Raw genomic sequence first — 25,870 nt, 5'->3', positions numbered from 1 at the left:
ATGGCGTGATATCGCCAAGAGAAAATTATGAAGCAACATTTAATTGTCGAAGTATTTCGTTCATCCAAGCACGATGGTATGTACTTGTATGTGGAAAAAAGCAAAGGACTGAAAGACATTCCAGAAGCGCTTATGGAGCGTTTTGGTAAAGGCATTAGTGCCATGACAATGCTGTTGACGAACGAGAGCAAACTGGCTCGGGCAACACCCGAGAAAGTAGCCAGTGAGATTCGAGAAAAAGGCTTTTACCTACAATTGCCGCCAGTCAAAGATGATTATTTGCTGGATTTGTATAAAACGCCGACGCAAGCCGTGTACTAATTAGTTGGACTCAGAGAATGATTGCCAAGCGTTACGAACCTTTTTGGAAAACCACTGCGTTGGAGCAAATGTCACCTGCGGAGTGGGAGTCTATTTGCGATGGTTGTGGAAAATGCTGCCTGCAAAAATTGCAAGATGATGATACGGAAGAGGTTTATTATACTAATCTTTCTTGTCATCAACTCAATATCGCGACTTGTCAGTGTAAAGTGTATGAGACTCGACAAGAAAAAGTGGCAAGCTGTATAACGCTTACGCCAAACCAAATAGATGATTTTCAATGGTTGCCTGATACGTGTAGTTATCGTGTACTGCATGAAACCAAAACTTTGCCTAATTGGCATCCGTTGGTAGTAGGAAGCGATAAAGAAATGCTTCGTCAAGGTTTAACGGTTCGACATTATGCGGTCAATGAGCATAATGTTGAAGAAGAGGAATGGGAAACTCATATTATAAAATGGGTACATGGAATGCCGGAACCGTATGATCTAACGTGATAGCGGTTGCTAATTTCAACAAAGTAAATTGTTCAAGGAGTTCGCAGACGTGAAATGGTTGAAAATAAATACTGTGTTGTTATCAGCTGCCCTGTCTCTTTGGGTACCACTTAGTCAAGCGGATACCCAATTTCGTGTTATTGTGGATGCCTCTGGTAGTATGCTGATCAGTGATCCTGATAAGCTGACATCGGAGGCGTTGCGCCTCATGTCGAACCTCGCTCCTGAAGAGCAAGCAACGCTAGGTATCTGGCTATTTGGCGAAGAGCCTCGCGTATTGTTGCCAGAAGCGAATGTTAATAAAGTCACTAAAGCGAAACTGGCTAGCTATGTCGACAGTTATGTTACCCAAGACGTCGAAACCGATTTAGAAGCCATTATTAAGTTGTTGTTAGAAACACCAGATTCGGGTGATTTGGCGTCGGGTTTCAATCGTCATTGGATATTGGTGACGGATGGCATGGTAGATATCAGCTTAGATGAAGCAATTAATAAAGCTTCCCGTGATCGTATTCTCAATGAGTTGACCGCCAAATTAGAAGAACGTGGGATTCACCTTCACACTATTTCCATGACGGGTTACACAGACAAAGCGCTGTTGGAATCATTGTCCCTAAGAACAAATGCCATTCATACAGAGGTTGCCCTTCCTGAAGACCTATTGGATGTTTTTGAGCGTATTTTTACGCAAGCGGCGCCAGTGGATGAGCTACCCTTTGATGGCAATCGCTTCTTAGTGGATGATGCTATCAAAGAACTGACGCTCGTTGTCTTTCATGAAAGCAATGTAAAACCACTCATTACCAAGCCTGATGCCAGCACCTTGTCCTTGCTTAATGCTCAGAATGTATCCGTTTCCACATCCGATCATTATACCTTAATTACTGTTCGCGATCCTGATGCAGGGGAGTGGCAGGTCAGTAATGTTGATTTAGAGCGTAGTAGTGTCAGAGTTATCACGGATTTAAGCGCACAAGCCACAAAAGTGGCCCCCGTTATTTTTGTGAATGAACCTATTTATTCAACGATCGGATTGTTTCAGAGCGATGTCATGATCAAAGATGATGACGTGCTGAATCTGCTAAAGGTAACTCAAACTTTAAAACAATTAAGTGGCGAAACAGAAGAGTCCATCTATAGCAATGAATTGGCCCGAACAAATGGTCAGTTCAAACAGCGTATGGTAGGTATTACTGAGCCAGGTAATTATGAGTTGGTGACCTTGGTGGATGGCAAAACCTTTTCACGTCAGCTGAGTCAGTATTTTACAGTTCATCCAGCGATTGAATTTACCGGGGCGAGTCAAGGTGACGATTTGGTCGTTTTTACCGCCAAACCCGTTAATCTAAAACTCAATGTATTACGCTCCAATATCAAATTAGAGTTTTCCTATGGGAATGGCACCATTGAGACAGAAGAAATGCCATTAATCGGACAAGGTTACTGGGAAAAAGTGATCCCCGTATCCGTTGGTGATAACGTAAAAGTCCGAGCAAAGTTGGTGGGCATGACGCAAACTGGTTTGCGATTTGATTACAGAACGCCTTCTTGGAGTCTCTCTCGAGAAGCAGGGCATCCTGCCGTCGTGACCTTAGAAAACAACGCTTTGGAAGCGGACACGCTAATGACGCCATTCTCTTCTGAACAAGAGGTTGCCCCTGTATCGTTTGCACCTGCCGTTTCTGTGGTAGAGGAGGCGCAAGAAATTGAAGACCCTACAGAAAATGCGGATACCAATGTTGTTGAGACGTCTCAAATGGAAAAAATCCGTGACAAAGCAAACAGCATTACCACTCGAGATTGGATTATGTACGGTGCTTTAAATCTCGGCGGCATTCTGATCATTGGTAGTGGTGTTTTATTGTATCGCCGGATGAAAAGCCGTAAATCTACTAAGAGAGATAATCTAGACGATGTGTGAGTTATTGGGCATGAGTGCCAATGTGCCAACAGACATATGTTTCAGCTTCTCGGGCCTGCGTGCTCGTGGTGGGCGCACGGGGCCGCATAAAGATGGCTGGGGCATGGCCATGTACCGTGATGGTTACGTATGGGCGATTCATGACCCTAGACCAAGCGCCGATTCAGATATGGCCGAAGTGATGAGCAAGACATCACTGAAATGTGACATCGTCATTAGTCATATTCGTCAAGCCAATGTCGGGGCCGTGAGTCTGTTAAATACTCATCCATTTCACCGTTTGCTTTGGGGGAAAACCTGGACTTACGCGCACAATGGTCAATTAGAGTCATCTGGCTCGTTACCCATAGCGCATCACCATCCATTGGGTAGCACTGATTCGGAGAGAGCGTTTTGCTGGATTATCGAGCGCCTACAGGCCTGCTTTGGTGAGTGCGAACCAGAGTTGAATGCATTATCGTCAAAACTGGCTGAACTGGCTTTGCAGTTAAAATCCATGGGCGTCTTCAATATGATGCTGTCCGATGGTATACGCTTATACTGTTTTTGCACCACCAAATTGCACTGGATCACCCGCCGAGCGCCGTTTAAAAAAGCCACTTTATCGGATGAAGATGTCATAGTCGACTTCAAAGAAGTCACCACAGACAAAGACGTTGTCACTGTTATCGCTACACAACCCTTAACCCACGACGAAACATGGCAGCAAATGGAATCAGGTGAGTTGTGTGTTTTTGATGCCGGCGAAGTGATTTGTCAGATCAAAGCCAACGGCTTGGTAGCAGCGCTATAACTTATTATGGCTTAATATATTTTGTCCCCAAGAGATTTTATGACAGTAAAACTAGATGACATAGAATGGGCTATTGAGTTTGCTTCCTCTGGTTGCGGAGACAGCGAGGCTTACCTTGATACTGAAAGTGGTGCTATATATTACATCGGTGATGCGGTTGAAGAACCAATACCAGATGATTTGTATGACAGTGATAAGTATTTGCAAATACCGGATAAACGCGAATTAGATTTAGGCAAGCATCTGGTAATTCGTTTTACATCAGAGAAGATTCCAGAGCATCTCGACACTGTTTATGACATGTTTCGTAAGCAAGGAGCATACTCTCGCTTAAAAGATTTATTAGGATCATTAGAGTTACTAGATGCTTGGTATACCTACGAAGAGTTAGCGTTAAAGCAAGCGACAATAGATTGGTGCAAAGCAAACAATATCAATTTTAGCAGCGACATTTAACAAACCAATCAAGGCACTCGCTCCGCTGGGCTATGAAAAGAAAGAAATGGCAGTCTCGCGAGTTCGTTTTTACCACAAAGGTAAAGATGCCATGCAATTGCTACATAAACCTCACCCTAAGAATGAGCTGAAAGGCGGCGCTTTAAAATCGGTGAAGCTGCATTTGATACAAGAAGGTTGGTTATGACTTATCTGCGATATAAAGATTATTTAGGCACTATTGAACCGGAGCTGGAAAGCAATACGCTTTTTGGCAAGCTTGCTTTCATTCGTGACACAGTAACCTATGAAGCGACGACGTTGAAAGAGCTTGAAGTTGAGTTTCGTCGTTCGGTAGATGAATACCTTTTATCCTGTGAAGAGCTTGGGCGTGAGGCTCAAAAGCCTTGTAAAGGCTCATTTAATATTAGAACTGGTGAGGCGTTGCATCGAGAAGCCGTTATTGCAGCTGAAGGTCAAAGTTTAAATGCTTTTGTTTGTGATGCTATCCGAGAGAAAATAGCAAAGACGAATCAGTACAGATTGGGTTAGCTACGTCTCGTTTTTATCATGCTTCAAAAACTGTTATCCTGACGTCATTATTGATGTAACAGAGTAGAACGAATGATTAATGAAAATGATGTAATTGACACCCTTGATGAGCTTGAGACGTTTTTGCGTTTAATAGAAGCGGGTGGTTTGGGATTGAATAATGTATCGGGCGTGGCGTTGGCAACAAACAATGCCAATGGTCGTCCGTTTGTGGCGGTGCTGGATGATAATCAGCAGCTATTGTTAGGGCGCTGGGTAACCCCTTATGTTTTTGAGAATGGCAAAGACATGGTGCGTTATGGTACGAAGAAACCGCATTAATTGGGTAAAAAAGTGACCCCTCCCTAACCCTCCCCTTGGAAGACATAAGGGGAGGGAAGCCGTTTGCTCCTCCCCCTTACTAAGGGGGAGGTCGGGAGGGGGTTATCAATGTTAATGATTACTGAACCAATTCGTTGTCGGTAAATTCACCTTCAAACAAAGCGGTTGATAGGTAACGCTCGCCTGAGTCTGGCAAAACCACGACGATTTTCTTGTCTTTAAATTCGGCCAATTGGCTCAAGCGTTCTGCGGCAACCACGGCAGCACCACAAGAAATGCCGCACAAGATGCCTTCTTCACGCATTAAACGTTTTGCCATAGCAATGGCGTCTTCGTTTGTCACTTGCTCTACACGGTCAACCATCGAAAGGTCTAGATTTTTTGGTACAAAGCCTGCACCGATGCCTTGGATTTTGTGTGGTGACGGTGTTGGGTCTTCGCCGTTTAGGGTTTGTGTAATAACAGGCGAGCTGGTGGGTTCTACTGCCACACTGATGATGGCCTTGCCTTGAGTGTTTTTAATGTAACGACTCACGCCTGTGATAGTACCGCCAGTGCCAACGCCAGCAACAAATACATCAATTTCGCCATTAGTGTCTTGCCAAATTTCTGGGCCAGTGGTTTTTTCATGAATTTCAGGGTTGGCTGGATTGTTGAATTGTTGCAGTAAAACGAAGTTTTCGTCTTGAGCAATTTCTTCGGCTTTAGCAATTGCGCCTTTCATGCCTTTTGCGGGTTCCGTTAGGACGATCGTCGCACCAAGCGCTTTCATGACTTGGCGGCGTTCAATACTCATGCTGGATGGCATAGTGATGGTAATCGGATAACCACGAGACGCGGCAACGAAACACAAGGCAATGCCTGTGTTACCACTCGACGCTTCCACAATGGATTTGCCTTTTGTCAGAATGCCTTTCTTTTCTGCATCCCACACCATGTTGGCGCCAATGCGGCATTTTACTGAAAAAGCAGGGTTACGAGATTCGAGCTTGGCCCAAATATTGCCATTGCCAATACGGTTTAAACGTACAAGTGGCGTGTTGCCAATGGTAAGAGAGTTATCTTCGAATACTTGATGAGACATACCATTTCCTTTTTTATTGGTCTGTTGAGGGTGAAAACAACGTATTAGATACGTTGCTAATGTTGATCACTATAACCCTTACCTTGGGATTGATGTTAGAATTTACAACTATATCGATAGAGGTTTTCTTACCACCACTAAGCTGGTTGTTTGCCATTTAGTGCCAAGCCCTCTAATACCAACGGCGCGTTACTTATCATTACTGTTTTCTCTGCGCCAAGTTAAAGGATACAAATTTACTTATCATGTCGACAAATGCCGTAATGACGCGCGATCGTCATCTTATTGATCAAAAACAAGCACAGCTTACCAAGCGTCAAAAAGACGGTTTGCCTTTTGACAAAATGCAGTCTGAGTTGAATGCGCTCATTGAACAGTCTGAGACCTTATATCAAACGCGTTTGTGTCGCTTGCCAAAAATCACTTACGACGAAAGCTTGCCTGTGGCCGCTCGTGCCGATGAAATCATCAAGGCGATTCAAGAAAACCAAGTGGTGATTATTGCGGGTGAAACGGGCTTCAGGTAAAACCACGCAATTGCCTAAGATGTGTTTGCAAGCAGGTCGCGGTATCGCAGGTCTTATTGGACACACACAACCAAGGCGAATTGCGGCGCGTAGCGTGGCGGAACGCATCAGCGATGAGTTACAAGTTAAGCTGGGTGAGCAAGTAGGTTTTCAGGTGCGTTTCAGTGATGAAAGCAACGAAGAAACGCTTATCAAGCTGATGACAGATGGTATTTTGCTGGCCGAGATCCAACAAGATAAGCGTTTGTATAAGTACGACACCATTATTATTGACGAAGCCCATGAGCGCAGCTTGAACATAGACTTCTTACTGGGCTATTTGAAGCAAGTGTTGGCGGTTCGACCCGATCTAAAAGTCATTGTTACCTCAGCGACTATTGATGTTGAACGTTTCTCTAAGCACTTTGATAATGCGCCCATTATTGAGGTGTCTGGCCGTACGTATCCGGTAGAAGTGCGTTATCAGCCCTTGATGAGCAAGTCGGATTCTGAAGAGCTAGACGAAGACCAAAGCATGGAGCAAGGCATTCTTGATGCGGTAGAGCTGTTGATTGCCGAAGAGCGTCAATCTGGCTATCGCGGTGCAGGGGATATTTTGGTGTTTTTGCCAGGGGAGCGAGAAATTCGCGAAACCGCTGAGATCTTGCGTCGTGCCGAGTTGCGCAATACCGAAGTGTTGCCGCTTTATGCTCGATTGAGCTCCAGTGAGCAACAACGTATTTTCAAATCCCACTCTGGGCGTCGTATTGTCTTGTCGACCAACGTGGCAGAAACGTCATTGACAGTACCGGGGATTCGCTACGTCATTGACCCAGGTTTAGCGCGCATTAGTCGTTACAGTGTACGTTCAAAAGTTCAGCAACTGCCCATTGAAAAAATCAGCCAAGCCAGCGCCAACCAAAGGGCGGGGCGATGTGGTCGTGTGGCGGACGGTATTTGTATTCGACTCTATGACGAAGCGGATTTCAACAACCGTGCCGAGTTTACCGACCCAGAAATTTTCCGTACCAACTTAGCGTCGGTTATTTTGCAGATGGCCAATCTAAAGTTGGGCGCGGTAGAAAAATTCCCTTTTGTTGAAATGCCAGACAAGCGCATGATCAACGATGGTTATCGCGCCTTGACGGAGTTGGGGGCGTTGCATAAAGAGCGACTGACGCCGATTGGTCGTCAGCTGGCTAAGTTACCTATTGACCCGAAATTAGGGCGAATCTTGATCGCCGCCGAGCAGCACAGTGTGCTCAAAGAAGTAGCGATTATTGTTAGCGCCTTGTCCATTCCGGACCCTCGTGAGCGTCCCCAAGATAAGAAAACCCAGTCTGATCAAGCCCACGCGGTCGATAAAGACGAAGACTCTGATTTCGCCGTATTCTTGAATTTATGGGAGCGGTTTGAAGAACAGCGTCAAGCGCTATCGCAGAACCAGTTACGTCAATATTGCCGTAAGCAATTTTTGAACTTCATGCGTATGCGCGAGTGGCGCGATATTCATCGCCAAATCATGATTGCCTGTAAGCAGCTAGGCTTTAAAGAAGTGCACCATGAAGAGCGTCATTACGAAGCGATACATCGCGCTTTGTTGGCGGGTATGTTTACGCAAGTGGCCAATAAAATAGAAGACAGCAAAGAAATGCTGGGTTGTCGCTCGCGTAAATTGGCGATTTTTCCAGGTTCCATGTTATTCAAAAAACCGCCTCAGTGGATTATGGCGGCCGAGCTGGTGGAGACCAGTAAGCTCTATGCGCGTGTGACGGCTCGTATTGATCCCGCTTGGATCGAAGAATACGCCGCTCCGTTTGTAAAACGTCAATACTTTGATCCGCATTTTGAGCGTAATCAAGGCCGCATCATGGCCCATGAGCAAGTGTCGCTTTATGGTTTGGTGATTGTGGCAAAACGCCGAATTGATTATGGACACGTCAATCCAGAAGAAGCTCGAGAGATTTTCATTCGTTCTGGGCTGGTGGAAGGTGAGCTGCGCACCAAACAGGCCTATTATCGCAAGAACCAAGCGCTAATTGAGTCCCTAGAAACCCAAGAAGCCAAGCTTAGAAAACGGGATATTCTGGTCGATGACGAAACGGTTTTCGCTTTCTACAATCAGCGTTTGCCTAGTCATGTGCACAATACCAAAAGCTTAGAGCATTTTGTTAAAACCTCCCCCGATGCTTTATTAATGACTCGGGATGACTTGGTAAATCAAGATGTGAAAGTCGATGACATGGCCTTTCCCGATTCGTTTGGATTGAATGGCGTCGCCTTACCGATTGATTATAAATTTGAACCCGGTCAAGAATCTGATGGTGCGACTCTAAAAGTCCCCGTTGGCTTGTTGCGTCAGCTGAATCTAGAGGATTTAGGTTGGGCGGTGCCCGGTTTTATCAAAGAGCGCTGCGAAGCCTTGCTGCGTGCTTTACCCAAAGCGTTACGTCGCCGCTTTGTACCAATTCCGCAGTTTGTAGATCGTGTTTATCCCAACTTGTCGAAAGAAAAAGGCGATTTACTTGAGCAGTTGAGCTTGCAAATCAAGCGCGAGACCTTGATTGATATTCCGCTCAATGAATGGAATGCGGAAAAACTAGACTCTCATTTAACCTTGAATTTAGAAGTGGTGGATGAACGAGGAAAAGTGCTTGGTGTAGGGAAAAACTTAGCACAACTTCAAACTCAGTTTAGCGATTTGGTTGAAGAAAGCTTCGCGAAGTTTGGTACTAAACAGCATGAACAAGAAGGCTTAACAACATGGCCAGAGCAGGGCATTCCAGAGCGTCAAGAGATCAAACAAGCGGGCATTAAGGTAACGGCGTTTCCTGCGCTGGTGTCGCAAGGCGATCATGTGTCATTGAAAATGTTTGATGACCAAAATACCGCTGTGGAAACTCATCGAAAAGGCGTGATCACATTACTCAAGTTAACCTTGAGTAAAGAAATGCGCTACTTGCAAAAGAACCTACCGCACTTAAAAGAATCCATGTTAATTTTTTCGCCATTAGGTCAAAAAGAAGCGTTATTGGATGATCTTCTGAATGCGGTGCTAGATAAAGTCTTCTTAGATGGGCGGACTTTGCCACGGACAAAAGCCGATTTTGAAAGCTGTGTGGTCAGTCATAAATCACAATTAGTCAGTGTCGCGAATGACATGGCAGAGCAGCTTTATCGAGTATTATCTTCTTATCAAGCCGTTGCTAAGAGAATGAAAGGCAGTATTCCTTTACCATGGACGCGTATCTACGGTGATATTAAAGTGCAGTTAGAACACTTAATTTATCCAGGGTTTATTGGTAATACGCCGTTGTTTTGGTTGGGGCAATTACCGCGCTATTTCAAAGGAATTGAAGTACGCTTGGAACGTTTTCAAAATCATTTGAACAAAGAGAATCAGTACGTGTCTGAGTTGGAAGGTCTTTGGCAGACCTATATTCGTCAGAAAAAAGCCCATGATGAAAAAGCGCTTTATGACCCTGAGTTGATTAAGTATCGCTGGATGCTAGAAGAATATCGTATTTCCTTGTTTGCTCAATCGGTTGGTACGCTAGAGCCTATCTCAGATAAACGCTTAAATAAGCAATGGCAAGAAGTGAAAAAATTGGTTTGATGTTATAGATAAGGTTTTGTTTTTTTTAGTCAGACGCTGTGTGAAGTCTTATACGTTAAGGGTACTGAAAATGTTGAAAGCAATAGGAACGTTACTTTTTGGCTCTTTGTTGTTGCTTGTGCAATCTTGTGCGCAGGTGCCAGTAGAAACCAAAGAAGATCCATGGGAGGGTTTTAACCGTTCTATGTTTACTTTTAATGATGCGGTAGATGGTGCTGTTTTAAAGCCTATTGCTGAAGGGTATAAGGCCGTTACCCCGAATCCTGTTCAGAAGGGCGTAAGTAATTTTTTCTCTAACTTAGGTGAAATCGGTAATATTGTTAACAACCTTCTACAAGGAAAGTGGGACGCGACAGCTTCATCCAGTTTTCGTTTTTTGATTAACAGCACAGCAGGCTGGTTTGGGATTTTTGATGTTGCCAGTGAAATGGGGTTGAAGAAATACGATGAAGACTTTGGACAAACCCTAGGTTACTGGGGGGTGTCTTCTGGTCCTTATCTTGTACTACCTTTTTTTGGTCCTTCTACTGTGCGTGATGGTTCAGGTTTAGCCATTAAATATACCTACCTTGATGAAACAAGTATCCTCGACTTAAATGATGATGAGGAGCTTGGTTTATTAGCCTTAGATGTTGTGCAAACGCGCGCGCGTTTGCTCAGCGCCGAATCCATGATCATTGGCGATCGATATAGCTTCATTCGTGATGTTTACTTGCAAAGTCGAGCTTACGATGTGTATGACGGCAATCCGCCGAAGAAAAATAAAGCGATTGAAACCCCTGATCCCGCTAACGATAGCTGGGGTGAAGACGCAGCAGGAGATAGTTGGGGTGATGAAGCATCGAGTGACAGTTGGGGAGATGGCTCATCTACCAGCGAAGAGACGGATGTTTTATCAGAGGGTGATTTTTCCACGGACTCGAGTTGGTCTGAATAACGTAATATATGGTATGGAATGAATAAACAACTGTCGACATCGCATTGGTTTAATGAAGCCCTTTTTAATGACGCTCTAGTGAAAGGTTTTTTGCTGGTTATTGGAACGGCTTGCTCAGTGCTAATAGTGGTGAATCTATCGATGGCGAAATATCAGCTGGCATTGATTGAAATCGTTTTGCTGATGTTGACCATTTTTTTGTGGTTCAGTTCTAAAGAGTCACGCTTTTATAAATGGAGCATATTTATTTATGTCGCGTTTATTTTTGCGTGTATTTTGACCGGCATAAGCTATTCACCACTGCACTCTGGACGACAAGTCTGGGTGTTGATCTTCCCAATGACTTCCTACTTGATGTTAGGTAAGCAAGCTGGTGTTTGGTTAAGTGGTGTTTGCTTATGTCTAGTGAGCAGTATTCTCTATCTGCGGTTCTACAGTGATTTTGGAAAAGAGTTGATCAGTGTGGTGATCAATTTGAGCTTCGCTTATGTCTTCTTGTGGGGATTAACACACGGGGCTGAGCGAGTTCACAAAAAGATGTTATATACATTAAAGAAAATAGCGTCTACGGATCCGCTAACGGGGCTTGCTAATCGCCGTAATATTAGCCAGCATTATCAATTTCAGCTGCAGCAAGCGGTGGGCCTTAGCCCTTGTTTTGATTGATTTAGACAACTTTAAAAAGATTAATGATACCCATGGGCACGATGTGGGCGACGCTGTATTGGTAGACTTTGCTGAGCGTCTTAGAGCACATGTCGATGACCATGATCAGCTTTTTCGCTTAGGTGGAGAAGAGTTCTGTGTATTGATGCCCGCTGGGATTAGTAAAGACTGGTCAACCTCTTTTTGCAAATACGTGCAAGATACAGTGTTTCATCTGGATGACCTAGCTATTCATTACACGATCAGCATTGGTGTATCTTACAGTCTTGAAGATGAGGGGGATTTTAAGTCTCTGTATAGGCTCGCTGATCAACGCTTATATATGGCTAAAAATCTGGGTCGTAACCGTATTGTGTTAACCGATTAAAATTGTTCTATCAGTGTAATTTGTAGTGGTCTAATAGAGTCAGAGTGAGGAGCTTAATAGAGGCTCCTGACTCTGACTTTTTTCTTTTCTTTTTATGAGTGCTTAATGAACACTTAGCCCACTTTTTTGAGGCTACTTTCGATTGCTAATGTTATTTTTAAAAGTTTCCCTGAGTCCGTACCGATGTACAGCGCTCCTGTGGAATCTTGTGCAATAGAGCGAAGGCGCTCATCGAGATCTTCCAAATAGCGAGTTTCGGTGCTGTCGCCATTTTGTTCAATTTTCACTTTATTTAAGTGCCGTAGTGCCAACGCTGTCGAGAGAAAATCCCCGTTCCAGTTAGAAAATAGCATACCTTTGTAACGCAATAAGCTGCTTGGCGCGATGGAAGGAATAAACACCTTGATAGGGTTGTCTATGCCGTCTTTTTCGACACCGTCACCCACGCTAACTGGTCCCCAATACTCTTTACCATGAGACACGATCGGCCAGCCGTAGTTAGCGCCCGGGCGAATAAGATTGATCTCATCACCACCTCTTGGACCATGTTCATTTGACCAAAGAGTGTGCGTATCCGTGTCATAGAAAAGGCCTTGAGGGTTACGATGACCATAACTCCAGATTTCATTGCGGATATTGGCATGTGTGACAAACGGATTATCCGCTGGCACACTACCGTCTAAATTAAGACGAATGATACTGCCAGCATGGTTGTTAAGATTCTGAGCGTTTTCACGCACGCCGCGGTCACCAATGGAGAAAAACACGTGTCCTTTATCGTCAAACGCTATGCGACCACCGAAGTGCTTTGAATCGGAACTGGCTGAGTCTGACACCAATAAATCCTGCCATTTAGTCAAATCATTATTGATCAGTTTGGCTCTGGCTAACGTGGTTTTTGCGCCTTCATCGGTCGGTTTTGAGTAAGTAAAATAGACCCATTTCTCCTCATCGAAAATAGGGGATTTGGCGACATCCAGCAGTCCACCTTGGCCTCGATTATCCACTTCAGGTAATCCATTTAGGGCTTGTTGTTTGCCATTGGCCAAATTTACCTTGTAAGCCACACCTTTTTTAACGGTGACAATAGCTTCTTGGTCATTCAATAGCGCAATGCCCCAAGGCGTGCCGTCAAACTGAGTGACTTCTTCAACATTAAGTGAACCGTCTACGATGGTTTTTGAGGCGTTCGCATCTAGTGCCAATAGACTGGCTAAAAATAGAATCCACGTTTTCATGAAGCAACCTCTTTAATTTGCTAATTTGACTGAAGTATATAGCAAATAATCGAAACAGGCGGGGAGAGCCGAGCATTTCCTTAGCAATTGCCAATTGCTTACCTAGTTGAATGAAGTATTCAGGTAAGCCGAAAATAAGGCTTTAACAAAGGACGTTTGCTAGGACTGTGCAAAAAAGTGCATTGGCGAGTGAGCGCATAAAAGCGTATCGATTGGTTATCCAAAGTAGCGTTCATTATCGGCGATGTGTCGAGTGACCACCGCATTCGCAGCGATAATAGCGTTATCGCCAATCTTAATGCCAGGGAGGATTTTTGCTCCGCCGCCAATCCAGACTTTGTTACCTATGGTAATAGGGCGCGCAAAGCATTCGCCAGAGGCGCGTTGTTCGGCGTCTCTTGGGTGATCTACCGTATAAAGATGCACGCCCGGCCCGATGAGTACATCGTCACCAATCTTGATCTTGGCGCTGTCGAGGAAAACACAGTGGAAATTAATAAAGACCCGTTCGCCAAGATGAATTTGCGAACCATAATCGCATTGAAAGCCCGGTTCAATCACCACACTACCAAATTCTGCAAACAAGCGGGTGACGTGACGAAGGTTGCCTTTGCTTGGATGTGCATTGAATTTAGCACAAGCAAGACGAGCGGCTTCTCTGCGTAGACGAAGATCTAGGTCGATCGCATTGAATGTTTCGCCATGGATCATTTTTTCAAATTCTGTTGTTTCGGTCATCTTTTGTTCTTCTGGTGAGAAATAAAAAACGCGACCGAGGTCGCGTTTTAACGTACTTGCTTCTATTTTATAGCATAGACGCTAGCGTCACTTCTAACTTACGCTGATCCGCTGCGAAGTTACGAATGCCTTCAGACAATTTTTCTGTCGCCATGGCGTCTTCGTTCATTGCCCAACGGAATGCCGCTTCTGTGATCGCAGCAGGTGCCGCTTTCACACTGGTCGCTGGAACCAATTTACGCTCAAGTTTGCCTTCGTCTTTTTTCAATTCTTCAAGCAGGTTAGGGCTGATAGTCAAACGGTCACAGCCAGCAAGCTGCTCGATTTCGCCGATGTTACGGAAACTCGCGCCCATTACAACGGTCTTGTAACCGTGTTGTTTGTAGTAGTTGTAGATTTCAGTCACAGATACAACACCTGGATCAGTCTCAGCTGTGTACTCTTGGCCAGTCGATTTTTTGTACCAATCAAGGATACGACCAACGAATGGAGAAATCAGGTAAACGCCAGCTTCAGCACAGGCTTGTGCTTGAGCAAAAGAGAACAACAAGGTTAGGTTGCAGTTGATGCCTTCTTTTTCTAGTTCTTCTGCGGCTTTGATGCCTTCCCAAGTAGACGCTGCTTTAATCAACACGCGGTCACGAGACACGCCAGCTTCTTCATATAGCGCAATCAGTTTACGTGCTTTCGCTAGTGTCGCTTCTTTGTCAAAAGACAAACGTGCATCCACTTCAGTCGAAATACGACCAGGAATGTACTTTAGGATTTCGGTACCAACAATCACGGCCAACTTGTCGCCAGCGTCTAGAATTTGCTGATCTTTGTCGTTGCTTTGTGTTTTAGCCCAAGCGATGGCTTGATCTATAAAAGGAGCGTATTCAGGGATTTGTGCGGCTTTAAGCATCAAAGATGGGTTAGTAGTCGCATCTTGTGGTAGAAAATCTTTGATCGCCGTGATATCGCCCGTGTCGGCCACAATGGTCGTGAACTCTTTCAATTGAGATAACTTATTGCTCATTGCTCTTATCCTTTGCGTTGATGATGTTTGACCAAATCAATGGCCTCTAATAATACATTTATCTGTGCGTCGGCTTTATGACCGTTTTCAGAAAGGTAGCGACGGAACTGTTTGCCGCCGGCTTCGCCTTGAAAGATACCCAAAATATGTCGGGTTAGGTGCATTAAGCGTTCGCCTTCTTGCAGCTTACGTTCAACATAAGGAACGAAAGCTTCTAGCGCCTCGTAGCGATCATGAACCAACGGCTGACCGCCAAATAATACATTGTCGACTTGGCTCAATATCCAAGGGTTATGATAAGCCTCACGGCCCACCATCACACCATCGACATGCGCTAATTGTTCTTGGCATTCTTCTACTGTTTTTATGCCACCGTTTATAATGATTTCAAGCTCTGGGAAATCTTTCTTCAACTGATGCACATAATGGTATTTCAGCGGTGGTATTTCACGATTCTCTTTCGGACTTAAGCCCGCCAGAATCGCATTACGAGCGTGGACAATAAAGGTCTTCACACCAGTTGTCGCAATATCACCAACAAAATCTCGTACCACACTGTACTCTTCTTGGTCGTCTAAACCAATGCGATGCTTAATGGTCACAGGAATAGTACAGCTGTCCTGCATGGCACGCATGGCATCCTTCACCTTATCAGGGTGAGCCATCAAACACGCACCAATCAAACTGTTTTGAACTCTATCGCTCGGGCAGCCGACGTTAAGATTAACCTCATCAAAACCCGCTTGCTCCGCCATTTTTGCGCATTTACCCAACGCAATCGCATCAGACCCGCCTAATTGAAGAGCAATAGGGTGTTCGCAACCATCGTATCGTAGGAATCTTTCAGGATGATTGCCTTGCAGCAAAGCCCCCGTCGTCACCATCTCGGTATACAGCAGCGTATTTTTGCTAAGTGTTCTAACGAAAACTCGGTAGTCGCTTGTCGTCCACTCCATCATTGGGGCAATAGAAAATCGGCGATCAAGCTTAGTGCTTGAATTTACTGGGGTTACCCCATTATCTAATGGCATTGTGTACGTATCGAATAAGTTCAAAAAAGCGTCGCAACATAGGGAAATGACTTCCTGCGACAGATGCACAACATTATGTCATAAAATTACAAGATATCTAAGAGAGAAGAGGGTCTAGTTTTAAACTAATGGGAAAACAACTCCACGAGCAAAAACAACTTTCCGCCCCCACAGACAATCTAGCGCTAGCGGAAAAAGACAGCTATTCCCTCCAAGGAAGGCAACTGCTCAACAACATCGTCAAATCCATGCAGATACAAAGCGACCCCGTTGTCGTTCCATCAAAAGAACTCATCGACCTAATCCAAGCAGTTCGCACTTTCCTAACAAAAGAAGCAACAGCAAATAGCACGACTAGCTTTTTAATTCAGGTAAGCAGGCTGGGTAAACGACAACATCACCCGCGTCAAAGACTTCACCCAACGCAACTTTGTAGACTTCTAAGCCGCAAGCAGCTAAAGCCCAATGTGGGCTTTAGTTGTTGGTAGGTTGGATAAGTTGCTTTAAAGTAAGGAAAGGATTGTATGACAGGTATGTCGTGAACGATAACATCTTGAGTTCATACATTTATTTTTAACCAGTATGAAGAAAATATGATGTATTTTCTTCTTTTGCTTAAGTGATTTTAAATGTCTAACAATAGAGCCTCTTCCAGAGATTATAACGGAGCTTTTTATACTACTGTCGATCAGGATACGATTGATAAAGAAAATAAAAGGTCGTTATTGCTTGCTGAACAAAGAACCCAAAAAGACAAGGATACATTGGAGCGTATTCTCGGTGCCAAACAAAAAGCAGAATCAAATAATGCCTTGATTATACCTGTTGTTAACATGGAGGCAGACCGAAGAGCGAGTATAATCTCAAACTCTCCGGCTATATTCGAAATCAATGAGAACCCTAGTGCAGATTCAAGTGAGCCTTTTATTGAGATTGATTTTTTCGATGAGGTAGATGGGAAAGAAGAGTTGTATGATAGTGCTGGTGAAGAGATGGGTATCGATGCTGACTTTTTAAAAGCGATAGCCTATATGGAAACAACACACGGCTACTATGATTATTTAGGTGTTCTACCTGGCGTTAAAATTAGCTCATTCCGCCCAATGAATGTGAGATATGATGGTTGGCAAGAGCTTGCCCAATCTCTAAATTATTCAAAAGAAGATATCGAAAATAATACAGAGGCAAATATACGACTAGGTGCTTTGATTTTAAAGCGCATATGGGTAAGGGTTCAAAATCCAACTATTCGGAAAGTCTCGAGTATTTACAATTTTACTGGTGCTGAAAAAGTCAGAGATTACGGTGCTCGGGTAAATTATATTTATGTACATAAGTTATGGAAGAACGATTAATGACGCGCAAACGCTACTATATACCGTTGATTATATCTTTTCTTGTCACTTGTTTTGTGGCGATTGTGTTTGGGCTAAATAATCATGCAGGCGATTATTGCGTTAGTTCCATCACACTGGACCCAGATAACTGCCCTATAGATTATCCCTTACTATTAAAGACTTTGATTGTTCCTGTGTTTTTCTGGTTTACTGTTATTTCATATATGCCTGTCATTTTGTGGAAATTGATTCGTAAGTTATGGCGCTTTAGGACAGATAAAAAATAACCCTTTAACCACTTCAAACCCAAACATCTCCAAGCCCATCCCTGATGGGCTTTTTCGTTTCTGTCCTTCCATTTTTATCTAAGGAGTAATCATGCGTCAGATGATGTCGCTCGGTGGTTTTGTGTTTTCGCTGAGCGAAGGCACGCCATACGAGGGTTTGCAGCGCACTAGCGACGGCGGTTGGGTCGCGGTGGCGCGTTACGGTCAAACGACTTAATAAGACACCCATCGTAACTTGACAAACGACTTAATAAGACACCCATCGTAACTTGACGATTTTTCTTAATATTGTATATTTAACCAGTATTTTTCTTATGGAAGAGAGAGGTTTCGTCATGCCAATAGCCAGAAGTCAGCAAATTAGTTTACAAGATACGCCTTACTATCACTGTGTCTCACGCTGTGTTCGTAGCACGACTTAATAAGACACCCATCGTAACTTGACGATTTTTCTCAATACTGTATATTTAGCCAGTATTGTTTTTTCTCATGGAAGAGAGGTTTCGTCATGCCAAGAGCCAGAAGTCAGCAAGTTAGTTTACAAGATACGCCTTACTATCACTGTGTCTCTCGCTGTGTTCGTAGGGCGTTTTTGTGTGGAGAAGATCCTGTCTCTGGTGCAAGCTTTGAGCACCGTCGTGACTGGGTTGAAAAGCGTTTGTTATTTTTAGCCAGTGTCTTTGCTATCGATGTTTGTGCGTATGCGGTAATGAGTAACCATCTTCATGTGGTGTTGCATATCAATACAGAAAAAGCCTCGAAGTGGTCTACATTAGAGGTTTTGCAAAGGTGGCATAAGTTACATAAAGGCACCGTGTTTACTCAGCAATTTGTACGAGGTGAGTCATTGCCTGACTATGCTATGACGTTGGTGGAATCGTCTGCCGAAACCTTTAGAAATCGTCTTACAGACATTAGCTGGTTTATGAGGGAATTGAATGAACCTATTGCTCGCCAAGCGAATTTTGAAGACAAGTGCACAGGAAGGTTCTGGGAAGGGCGTTTTAAGTCCCAAGCCTTGCTGGATGAATCGGCATTAGTGGCTTGTATGGCCTACGTTGATCTTAATCCACTGAGAGCAAAAATAAGCCAGACACCAGAAACTTCAGAATTCACCAGTGTTAAAAAACGTGTGACCGCTGCAAGGCATCAAAAGCAACCAAAGTTGCTTTATCCTTTTGTTGGTAACCCCAGAGAAAGCATGCCAGATGGTCTACCTTTTGAATTGTCAGATTACCTTGAGTTGGTTGATATGACTGGGCTAATCATCCGAGAAGATAAACGAGGTGCGATAGACGCTTCATTGTTACCGATTCTTCAACGACTCAACATATCCTCAGAAAATTGGCTGTGTATTGCGACAGAATTTGGCGCAAGAACGGGGGCTGTTGTTGGTGCTGAACATTCCATTGCTCATTATTGTGATTCAAACAAACTAAATAGAAAACCAAGATCCAGTCATAACCGACTACTCGCCTAGCTTCATTCCATCCACCATTCATCGTCTTTCTTTACTAATCATATATTAGTAAATTCATTCGCCTAACAACCTAATAACCAGCCTTTTAGTAGTGAATTGCACCTTACCAAAACGATAAAAGATGAATTTCATATAAATATCATCTCTGGATAAGATCGTTTGGTATGGTGCGGCTGTTTTTAACATGGGGGTCTCATAAATTTGTCAGCTGTTTTTAACATGGGTGTCTCATAAATTTAGACAGCTTAGCGCTAGCGGAAAAAGACAGCTATTCCCTCCAAGGACGGCAACTGCTCAACAACATCGTCAAATCCATGCAGATACAAATCGACCCCGTCGTCGTTCCATCAAAAGAACTCATCGACCTAATCCAAACCGTCCGCACTTTCCTAACAAAAAACAACAGCAAATTGCCCAACTAGCTTTTTAATTCAGGCAAGCAGACTGGGTAAACGACAACATCACCCGCGTCAAAGACTAGCCCAACGCAACTTTGTAGACTTCTAAGCAGCAAACAACTAAAGCCCAGATCTGGGCTTTAGTTGTTGTTTGTATTGGAGTAAAAAGATAAATTTCTTGTTGGTTAAATGAAAGTTATTAGTCGATTTACTTCATTCAGTGGGTTGTAGGGGCTAACACATATCTCATATTGCGGAGTAAGAATCTAAAAATGAAAAAACAAATCATCATTATATTAAGTGCATTACTTTTTCTAGCAGGTTGCGCACCACCTCATTATTCATTAAATAATGGACAATGGGTTCAGAGTTCACTTTCAGAAACCCAAGAAAAGAAGGTTTTTGAGGAGACTAATGGGGAGTTTACATTGGTTAAGTCTGTCTATCCTATATATCCAGTTAAGGCACGGAAAGAAGGTATTGAAGGCCGCGTAATTGTCAGTTTTTTAGTGAATAAAAAAGGAAAGCCGGAAGATATTCAGGTAACTAAATCCGCTGGAGAGCTATTAGATAAAGCATGTCTTGATGCTATTTCAAAGTGGCGCTTTTTACCAATATTGGATGGACAGGAACGACTTATTAAAAGATTGAATATGCTATTTGATTTTAAGCTTGAAGACTAAGTTGAGAGAACTTGGTAACGCTTAACAAGCCAGATTTTTTAAGGTTCTTAGCATATGTACTATTAAACAGCTATTTACAGAATCGCTTTTTAACAGGATAACCATCTTTCAAACCCAGTCATAGAAAAGATTCTATGCGTTGAGCTATTGCATTGGGATCAGATGAAAATTAACCCTTAATTCCTTAAAAACTAAACTACCCCCACAAGCCCATCCTTCCGATGGGCTTTTTTGAACTTAATGAGACACCCATTGTAGCTTATCTTTGGGAGTCAGGAATAATATGGGAGAGTGCTAAGTAATATTTTTTGAGAGTTTGAGATTGATGAAAAGTAGAACTGAATCTTCATCGATCTCAAAAAGCTCCGCTAAAGCTACGACAACCTAACCACCGCCCAACAAGCCAGCCAAGACGATCTCATCAAAAGCCAACGCCAAGGCACCAGCGTCACACTCGACGCCCTTATTGACTAGATACGGGCAACCCAACTCGTCGCAGAAGGCATCCTCACCCCAAACGACACCTTCCCACCAGAAATGAAAGGCAACTGGTCCATCGACAAAGTCACCGCACGAGGCGACAGCAAAGCAGGGTATCGGTGAACCGTGGTGGCGAGTGAGGTTGCTTGATTTAAAAATGGTTTACGGTGAAAAATGAAAGTGGTTGGGATCGGGCTTTAAGGGCAGGAAAGGGAAATTATAGGCATTAAAAAAGCCACCATTTGGCAGCTTTAATGAAATCGATTATTTTGCGGAAAGAGGGACGTTAATGAGACACCCATCGTAACTGAGGTATTTAATATGGGTCTCATAAATCGCTAATGGGGTTGGTAAAGTGAGCCAAAAAGTGGAAAGCTTAGTTTGCTGGCTGTTTCCAAATGTCGATGCCAGATATACTGCTTTTTTTAAGTCACCAGATGGATGAAGTATGAAAGGGCGATGGCAGCACAGTAATAAACTAATAGTAAAAGGGTATGTGTTTGCTTTAACGTCGGTACTGGTTTGGACGGGTTTTATTTTGATATCGCGCGCTGGTGCGCTGGCTGCTTTGTCTTTGCCCGATATGATGATGGTGCGTTTTGGTACAGCATTTTTGGTGTTTTTTCCGTTCATTTGGATTCACCGTAAGGCGATTTTTCAAGTGCGAATGATGTTGCTAGGGTCTATTGGTGGCTTGGCTTATTCGCTTTCTGTTTTTAACGGTTTTCAATCAGCGCCCGCGACTCATGCGGCTTTGTTATTGCCCGGTTTAATGCCAATTATGATTGCCGTGCTTGCCTATTTTTGGGCTGGAGAGAGGCATTCTCGATTTGCTTGGATGGGGATTGGCATTAGTAGCCTGGGCATTTTTGCGTTATTACTAGAAACGCTATTATCTGGCGTGTCATATTGGGTTGGTGATGTTAGCTTTGTCGTTGCCTGCCTATTTTGGGGGATATTTACTGTATTATTAAGGCGTTGGAAGTTTCCACCGTGGCACGCCACTTTGGGGGTGATCACTGCAACCACTTTACTATTTACTCCTTATTACCTCACTCGGTTATCCCATGCTTTTAACGATGTTTCTCATAGCATGATTGCCTTGCAGGCTTTTTATCAGGCTATTATGGCGATTGCAGTGCAATTTGTTTGTTACGGAAAAGCGGTACATATTCTAGGTGCGACAAAAATGGGAGCGCTTATGGCGTTGGTTCCTTTGTTGGCTAGTATGTTTGCTGTCCCATTATTTGGCGAGCCTGTGACAAGTGGTCTGCTTATCGCTTTGGTATGCATTTGTGTGGGAACGATAGTCGGGAACGTGTTGCCGCTTAGACGGCCATTTTAGAATTCAAAGGGCAGAGTCGTTGATTTCAGCTTTTTAGTTCAATCAAGTAGGCTGTAGGCTGGGTTACGCGCCAGCATCATCCATCACTAATATTTTATAAACACTGACTTGCCCAGATCTTATCCACAAACTCAGGGTGATCGATAAAGGGATTTCGGTTGCCTTGCAGCTTTTGTACTCGGTCGTTACGGCGTTTTTCGAAGTCGGTTACTGGGAATTCTTCGTTCCATCTAACCAGCGTACATAAGTCGCCAATGGTCGGCTCTCCGCTTTGTTTTTCGTTGCCTTTGACGATGCGTAGGTCTGGCATGTTTTCCGGTGGGGCGTTGTCGCCAATTTCGTAGCGTGTCGCCATGTAGAAGATCATGCGGGCGATTTGGCCTTTGGCTCGGTCGGTGGGTTCGAAGGATTCATTGGTTTTGTCCACATAAGTGCCGCTGTAGACTTTGCTGCCATCGCCTAAGGTGTCGTAAAACGGTGTGCCACCCACGGCGTACCCATAGTTGCTGTGCGCGCCGTTTATGTTCCGGTCAGCGGGACGCAAGTGGTGCAGGTCGGTGTAACCGTCTTGGCTTTGTTTGGCAAAGCCACGCGACTTTGGCCAAACATGTTCTCTGTCCCATGAGTCGTCATTGCTTTTACCTCGGTTCGCTTGGTCAATGTGCCTTACATCATCAAGGTAAAGCATTTGCACAAGGCCGCATTTGGGTTGCTCGCTGGGGCAGGCTGAGTCGGTATAAACCAAGGCTTCCCACACGTCTATATCTTTACCATCGTACCAATCGGTATTGCCGCTTTGGGTGTACTTAAGCGGCTGTTGACCATCGATGATACTGTGTAATTTGGATTTCAATGCATCGCCGCTAAGGCCTTCCGTTCCATCGTAGTAACTTGCTGATACACATACCGAGAACAACATAAGCAACACAAAAAAACAGTGACGCATGGCCCATTTCCTGAGGAGTAAATTCGGCTGGATTGTAGGGCTTCTTCGATGTCAGGAATGCGTCGAGATTTGCAGTGTTTTGTGAGTAAGTGTATGAGTTCTATGAGGGTTGTGTGATGGTTTGTTCGACGCTCTTTTTCTTTAAGAATAAACACCTAATGTCCAGTAAATATGCAAGTTGATTGTTTGGGGTGTTATCTGGTGGCTATGTCCTTATAGTTAAAAGTAAGACTTGATAAGGCGATGGCGGTGTTAAGTTAGGGTCATTTCCTTGGGACTTAAAGGAGGCAAGCTATGAACAAGACATTAGTTATTGGTGCAAGTGGCCAAATTGGTCAGTTAATCACAAAAGCATTGGTGGAAACGAGCGAGCCAGTTCGAGCTTTGGTACGAGACAAGAGTAAATTGGCGCACCTTAAAAGTGATGAACTCGAGGTCATGGAAGCGGATTTAGAAGGGGATTTCAGTCTCGCTTTTGCTGGTGTGAGTAATGTTATTTTTGTGGCAGGCTCAGGAGGTGCGACGGGTGCAGATAAAACGTTGTTAATTGATTTATGGGCTGCCAAAAAAGCGGTGGATTACGCAAAAGACAATCAAGTTAAGCAGTTTATTATGCTAAGCAGCATTGGTGCCGATAATCCTGATTCCATTGAGTCGGATATCAAGCCTTATTTGGTCGCCAAATACATGGCAGATAAATATTTAATGGTGTCTGGCGTGCCTTATACCATTGTTCGTCCAGGTCCATTAACGAATGACGAGGGTGAGGGAAAAATCACCGTAAAACGACCCAATAGTCGTGAAGAAATGGCGATTCCGCGTGCCGATGTGGCTAAGTCAATACTGTTTATCCTAACCAAGGATAATTTGGACGGTAAGATATTTGAGCTGTTTAACGGTACTTATGATGTGGATAATGTGCTTGTTTAAATAATAGACTAAATAAATGACAGTGTTTTGTTGAGAAGTGAGCTCCCAATACCAGTTTTTTGCTTTGGTTGGGGCTGCCACTTCGCATTTTTAGGTGTTTATCAACACAGATTAGGCGGGTTGTGATTTGCCGTTCTGATCTTGATCATTTTCTTGTGATTCAGCGGCTCGAATGCGCTGATAAATTTCTTCACGATGCACACTGATTTTTTTAGGTGCTTTGATGCCAACCCGAACTTGGCTGCCTTGTATTCCTAGAATGGTGACTTCCGTGTCGTCCCCGATGTGAATGGTTTCACCAGGGCGTCGAGTGAGAATTAACATAATTTCTATCCTTTGATTGTTATCGACACAGTCAAAATACAGTTTATGCTGTATGCGCGTCAACAGTTAATATTGTTTTTGTTATTTTATACAGAAATGTCACGCTAAATTGCTGGGTGCTTTTGCAAGCGATTTAGAACAACACTCGAGCTTGTGTCACCACACCAATAATGACTAAGCCTTCGGAGACTTCAATGGGGCGGTAGTTCGAATTTAACGGTTTTAGGTAGGTATGCCCAGTGTCTATGACCAATTTTTTGAACGTCACTTCATTGTGGGTAATTATTTTCGCCACCACTAAATCGCCGTTTTTAGCCGTACGATCTGGCTCCACCAGTATCAAATAGCCCTCGGGGATGCTGATACCTGAGGTTGATGTCATGCTATCGCCAATAACCTTTAACCAAAATGCAGAGGGGGAGGTATCTGGCGGCGTGTCTAAATAAGCCTGCGGCTCGATGGCCTGTGAATGGTTAGACCATTGCGCCGCTTGAAAGACGCTAATAATAGGTCTTTGGTGTTGGCTCAGTGAGGTAGGTGGTGCGCTGTCGTTACTGTAATGTGAGCTACTTTCTCTGACTTCTGTTGTGGTTCCAAGCTGTAGCCATTCTGGGCTGCAGTTTAGCTCTTTGGCCAAATTCAGTAATTTGCGTGGGTTTTGTGTTCTGCCGTCTTCGATTTTTTGCAGAGATTGCTGTGTGATGCCAACACGCTTCGCTAACTCGGCTTGAGTTAGTCTATGTTGGGTTCTTTTTTGTCTAACGCGATCTGCAATACTCATGATGGGAATGATTACAACTTTATCTGTATTTGACAAACAATAAAAACTGTCATTAGATACAGTAAAGGTTGTTAAGGGAGGTTATATGTCAGCCATCGCTAAAGCGGTCGAAATTGTAGGGAGTCAAACGGCGCTCGCTAAAATGCTAGGAGTGAAACAAGCTCATGTTTGGAATTGGTTGCATGTTCATAAGCGCTCTCCAGCAAAATACATCCGGCGCATCTCGCAAGCAACGAATGGTCAGGTCACAGAAAGTGATTTGCTGAAAGATCATGAGGGTAAATAGTCTGTTAGTGATCCGGTTTAATCGCATCGTTCTGATGCCCTGTAATGAGCCTAATGACTAAAGAGTGGATTAAAACAGAGACTAGAAGGGGTCTTAAAGACCATAAAAAACGCCTTTTACTACACTGTAGTAAAAGGCGTTTTGGCTATCCGGCCCAGTGGTTTACCGTCACCTTAGAGTCTTTCTAAGGTGACGCTCTCGTCACCCGTCGCTCGGTTGTTCACCCGGTGGTATTTGAACGTGGCCTTTTGTTTCATTGTCTAAATCTTTGTTGCCAGCCAATGGACGAATGTGGCCGTTGTCGCGGTAGAAGCCGATGTCTTTTAAGTAGTGATCGTCAAGCTGACGAAAAGCTTGGTTAGTGCGACGAGCTTCGAAATACTCTTTAGCGGCGTTGAATAGGGCGATGATGCTCATAAGTTTTCTCCAAAATTAACATTTAATAGTGTGTTTTGGCGGAACTTACGGGGTGTTTCTTACAGAGGTGACCGCGTAAATTCCGCGGTCAATGGTGTATTACACAGGCATTGAACGCGTGGACAAAGTTTTACG

General features: G+C 43.9%; 27 protein-coding genes and 1 pseudogene. 19 read left to right on the top strand and 9 right to left on the bottom strand.

Annotated features, from left to right (window positions below; translation table 11 throughout):
• Positions 1 to 27 precede the first annotated feature (27 nt).
• The 8 genes from AC0L6V_RS06700 (at position 28) to AC0L6V_RS06665 (ending at position 4,840) form a co-directional block, all read left to right on the top strand.
• Positions 28 to 321 (top strand): YcgL domain-containing protein, encoded by a 294-nt coding sequence (locus AC0L6V_RS06700; protein WP_409419575.1) that lies wholly within the window; start codon positions 28 to 30, stop codon positions 319 to 321.
• Between the two features lie 17 nt (positions 322 to 338).
• Positions 339 to 818, top strand: a complete 480-nt coding sequence (locus tag AC0L6V_RS06695) for a YcgN family cysteine cluster protein (RefSeq protein WP_265220913.1) — start codon at positions 339 to 341, stop codon at positions 816 to 818.
• 49 nt (positions 819 to 867) lie between these two features.
• Positions 868 to 2,739: a VWA domain-containing protein gene (locus tag AC0L6V_RS06690; RefSeq protein ID WP_418138867.1), complete on the top strand. Its 1,872-nt coding sequence runs from the start codon at positions 868 to 870 to the stop codon at positions 2,737 to 2,739.
• Positions 2,732 to 3,532 (top strand): class II glutamine amidotransferase, encoded by an 801-nt coding sequence (locus AC0L6V_RS06685; RefSeq protein ID WP_409419573.1) that lies wholly within the window; start codon positions 2,732 to 2,734, stop codon positions 3,530 to 3,532. The genes AC0L6V_RS06690 and AC0L6V_RS06685 overlap by 8 nt, the downstream gene beginning before the upstream one ends.
• A gap of 39 nt (positions 3,533 to 3,571) precedes the next feature.
• On the top strand, positions 3,572 to 3,988 hold the full coding sequence (locus AC0L6V_RS06680) for a UPF0158 family protein (RefSeq protein ID WP_409419572.1): 417 nt from the start codon (positions 3,572 to 3,574) through the stop codon (positions 3,986 to 3,988).
• Positions 3,945 to 4,175 carry a type II toxin-antitoxin system HicA family toxin gene (locus AC0L6V_RS06675; protein ID WP_409419856.1) on the top strand — a complete coding sequence of 77 codons (231 nt, stop codon included), beginning with the start codon at positions 3,945 to 3,947 and terminating at the stop codon, positions 4,173 to 4,175. The genes AC0L6V_RS06680 and AC0L6V_RS06675 overlap by 44 nt, the downstream gene beginning before the upstream one ends.
• Positions 4,172 to 4,519, top strand: a complete 348-nt coding sequence (locus tag AC0L6V_RS06670) for a type II toxin-antitoxin system HicB family antitoxin (RefSeq protein WP_409419571.1) — start codon at positions 4,172 to 4,174, stop codon at positions 4,517 to 4,519. The genes AC0L6V_RS06675 and AC0L6V_RS06670 overlap by 4 nt, the downstream gene beginning before the upstream one ends.
• Positions 4,520 to 4,591: 72 nt before the next feature.
• A complete protein-coding gene (locus AC0L6V_RS06665; RefSeq protein ID WP_111607345.1) occupies positions 4,592 to 4,840 on the top strand; it encodes a hypothetical protein in 249 nt (82 codons plus the stop codon).
• A 118-nt stretch (positions 4,841 to 4,958) separates the two neighbouring features.
• Here the strand turns inward: AC0L6V_RS06665 and cysK are convergent, their stop codons facing one another.
• The gene (cysK, locus tag AC0L6V_RS06660; protein WP_409419570.1) at positions 4,959 to 5,924 is read right to left on the bottom strand and encodes a cysteine synthase A; all 966 of its coding nucleotides are present in this window, start codon (positions 5,922 to 5,924) and stop codon (positions 4,959 to 4,961) included.
• Between the two features lie 195 nt (positions 5,925 to 6,119).
• Here cysK and hrpA point away from each other — a divergent pair.
• The 4 genes and pseudogenes from hrpA to AC0L6V_RS06640 all read left to right on the top strand — a co-directional run bounded on the left by hrpA (position 6,120) and on the right by AC0L6V_RS06640 (position 12,016).
• Positions 6,120 to 10,046, top strand: a pseudogene (gene hrpA / locus AC0L6V_RS06655) (ATP-dependent RNA helicase HrpA).
• A gap of 70 nt (positions 10,047 to 10,116) precedes the next feature.
• A complete protein-coding gene (locus AC0L6V_RS06650; RefSeq protein ID WP_265220925.1) occupies positions 10,117 to 10,983 on the top strand; it encodes an MlaA family lipoprotein in 867 nt (288 codons plus the stop codon).
• A gap of 18 nt (positions 10,984 to 11,001) precedes the next feature.
• Positions 11,002 to 11,649: a hypothetical protein gene (locus AC0L6V_RS06645; RefSeq protein ID WP_265220926.1), complete on the top strand. Its 648-nt coding sequence runs from the start codon at positions 11,002 to 11,004 to the stop codon at positions 11,647 to 11,649.
• Positions 11,642 to 12,016: a GGDEF domain-containing protein gene (locus AC0L6V_RS06640; protein WP_265220927.1), complete on the top strand. Its 375-nt coding sequence runs from the start codon at positions 11,642 to 11,644 to the stop codon at positions 12,014 to 12,016. The genes AC0L6V_RS06645 and AC0L6V_RS06640 overlap by 8 nt, the downstream gene beginning before the upstream one ends.
• 113 nt (positions 12,017 to 12,129) lie before the next feature.
• Here the strand turns inward: AC0L6V_RS06640 and AC0L6V_RS06635 are convergent, their stop codons facing one another.
• The 4 genes from AC0L6V_RS06635 to dusA form a co-directional block, all read right to left on the bottom strand.
• Positions 12,130 to 13,254, bottom strand: a complete 1,125-nt coding sequence (locus AC0L6V_RS06635; RefSeq protein ID WP_409419568.1) for a PQQ-dependent sugar dehydrogenase — start codon at positions 13,252 to 13,254, stop codon at positions 12,130 to 12,132.
• 216 nt (positions 13,255 to 13,470) lie between these two features.
• Positions 13,471 to 13,992 (bottom strand): sugar O-acetyltransferase, encoded by a 522-nt coding sequence (locus AC0L6V_RS06630; RefSeq protein WP_265220929.1) that lies wholly within the window; start codon positions 13,990 to 13,992, stop codon positions 13,471 to 13,473.
• A 67-nt stretch (positions 13,993 to 14,059) separates the two neighbouring features.
• Positions 14,060 to 15,010, bottom strand: a complete 951-nt coding sequence (gene tal / locus AC0L6V_RS06625) for a transaldolase (RefSeq protein WP_265220930.1) — start codon at positions 15,008 to 15,010, stop codon at positions 14,060 to 14,062.
• Positions 15,011 to 15,015: 5 nt separating this feature from the next.
• Positions 15,016 to 16,041, bottom strand: a complete 1,026-nt coding sequence (gene dusA / locus AC0L6V_RS06620) for a tRNA dihydrouridine(20/20a) synthase DusA (RefSeq protein ID WP_409419567.1) — start codon at positions 16,039 to 16,041, stop codon at positions 15,016 to 15,018.
• Between the two features lie 128 nt (positions 16,042 to 16,169).
• Here dusA and AC0L6V_RS06615 point away from each other — a divergent pair, with 128 nt between their 5' ends.
• From AC0L6V_RS06615 to AC0L6V_RS06595, 5 genes are all read left to right on the top strand, one after another.
• The gene (locus AC0L6V_RS06615; protein WP_265220931.1) at positions 16,170 to 16,529 is read left to right on the top strand and encodes a hypothetical protein; all 360 of its coding nucleotides are present in this window, start codon (positions 16,170 to 16,172) and stop codon (positions 16,527 to 16,529) included.
• A 141-nt stretch (positions 16,530 to 16,670) separates the two neighbouring features.
• Positions 16,671 to 17,396: a hypothetical protein gene (locus tag AC0L6V_RS06610; protein WP_409419566.1), complete on the top strand. Its 726-nt coding sequence runs from the start codon at positions 16,671 to 16,673 to the stop codon at positions 17,394 to 17,396.
• A gap of 777 nt (positions 17,397 to 18,173) precedes the next feature.
• The gene (locus AC0L6V_RS06605; RefSeq protein ID WP_265220934.1) at positions 18,174 to 19,145 is read left to right on the top strand and encodes a transposase; all 972 of its coding nucleotides are present in this window, start codon (positions 18,174 to 18,176) and stop codon (positions 19,143 to 19,145) included.
• A gap of 670 nt (positions 19,146 to 19,815) precedes the next feature.
• Positions 19,816 to 20,226 carry an energy transducer TonB gene (locus AC0L6V_RS06600; protein WP_265220935.1) on the top strand — a complete coding sequence of 137 codons (411 nt, stop codon included), beginning with the start codon at positions 19,816 to 19,818 and terminating at the stop codon, positions 20,224 to 20,226.
• Between the two features lie 928 nt (positions 20,227 to 21,154).
• A complete protein-coding gene (locus tag AC0L6V_RS06595) occupies positions 21,155 to 22,051 on the top strand; it encodes a DMT family transporter (RefSeq protein WP_265220936.1) in 897 nt (298 codons plus the stop codon).
• 94 nt (positions 22,052 to 22,145) lie between these two features.
• Here the strand turns inward: AC0L6V_RS06595 and AC0L6V_RS06590 are convergent, their stop codons facing one another.
• The gene (locus AC0L6V_RS06590) at positions 22,146 to 22,997 is read right to left on the bottom strand and encodes an endonuclease I family protein (protein WP_265220937.1); all 852 of its coding nucleotides are present in this window, start codon (positions 22,995 to 22,997) and stop codon (positions 22,146 to 22,148) included.
• 294 nt (positions 22,998 to 23,291) lie between these two features.
• Between AC0L6V_RS06590 and AC0L6V_RS06585 the strand changes: the two genes are divergently transcribed.
• Complete coding sequence (locus AC0L6V_RS06585) at positions 23,292 to 23,927, top strand: SDR family oxidoreductase (protein ID WP_265220938.1); 636 nt, start codon at positions 23,292 to 23,294, stop codon at positions 23,925 to 23,927.
• Between the two features lie 111 nt (positions 23,928 to 24,038).
• Here the strand turns inward: AC0L6V_RS06585 and csrA are convergent, their stop codons facing one another.
• Both csrA and AC0L6V_RS06575 read right to left on the bottom strand, forming a co-directional pair.
• The gene (csrA, locus tag AC0L6V_RS06580) at positions 24,039 to 24,251 is read right to left on the bottom strand and encodes a carbon storage regulator CsrA (protein WP_265220939.1); all 213 of its coding nucleotides are present in this window, start codon (positions 24,249 to 24,251) and stop codon (positions 24,039 to 24,041) included.
• 133 nt (positions 24,252 to 24,384) lie between these two features.
• The gene (locus AC0L6V_RS06575; RefSeq protein WP_265220940.1) at positions 24,385 to 25,032 is read right to left on the bottom strand and encodes a LexA family protein; all 648 of its coding nucleotides are present in this window, start codon (positions 25,030 to 25,032) and stop codon (positions 24,385 to 24,387) included.
• A gap of 85 nt (positions 25,033 to 25,117) precedes the next feature.
• Here AC0L6V_RS06575 and AC0L6V_RS06570 point away from each other — a divergent pair, with 85 nt between their 5' ends.
• Positions 25,118 to 25,318 (top strand): helix-turn-helix domain-containing protein, encoded by a 201-nt coding sequence (locus AC0L6V_RS06570; protein ID WP_111608825.1) that lies wholly within the window; start codon positions 25,118 to 25,120, stop codon positions 25,316 to 25,318.
• Positions 25,319 to 25,519: 201 nt separating this feature from the next.
• Here the strand turns inward: AC0L6V_RS06570 and AC0L6V_RS06565 are convergent, their stop codons facing one another.
• Positions 25,520 to 25,735, bottom strand: a complete 216-nt coding sequence (locus tag AC0L6V_RS06565) for a DUF1127 domain-containing protein (protein ID WP_111608824.1) — start codon at positions 25,733 to 25,735, stop codon at positions 25,520 to 25,522.
• Between the last annotated feature and the right edge of the window lie 135 nt (positions 25,736 to 25,870).

Source organism: Marinomonas sp. G8-14 (assembly GCF_055808935.1).
This window is presented reverse-complemented; position numbering and strand designations above follow the sequence as displayed.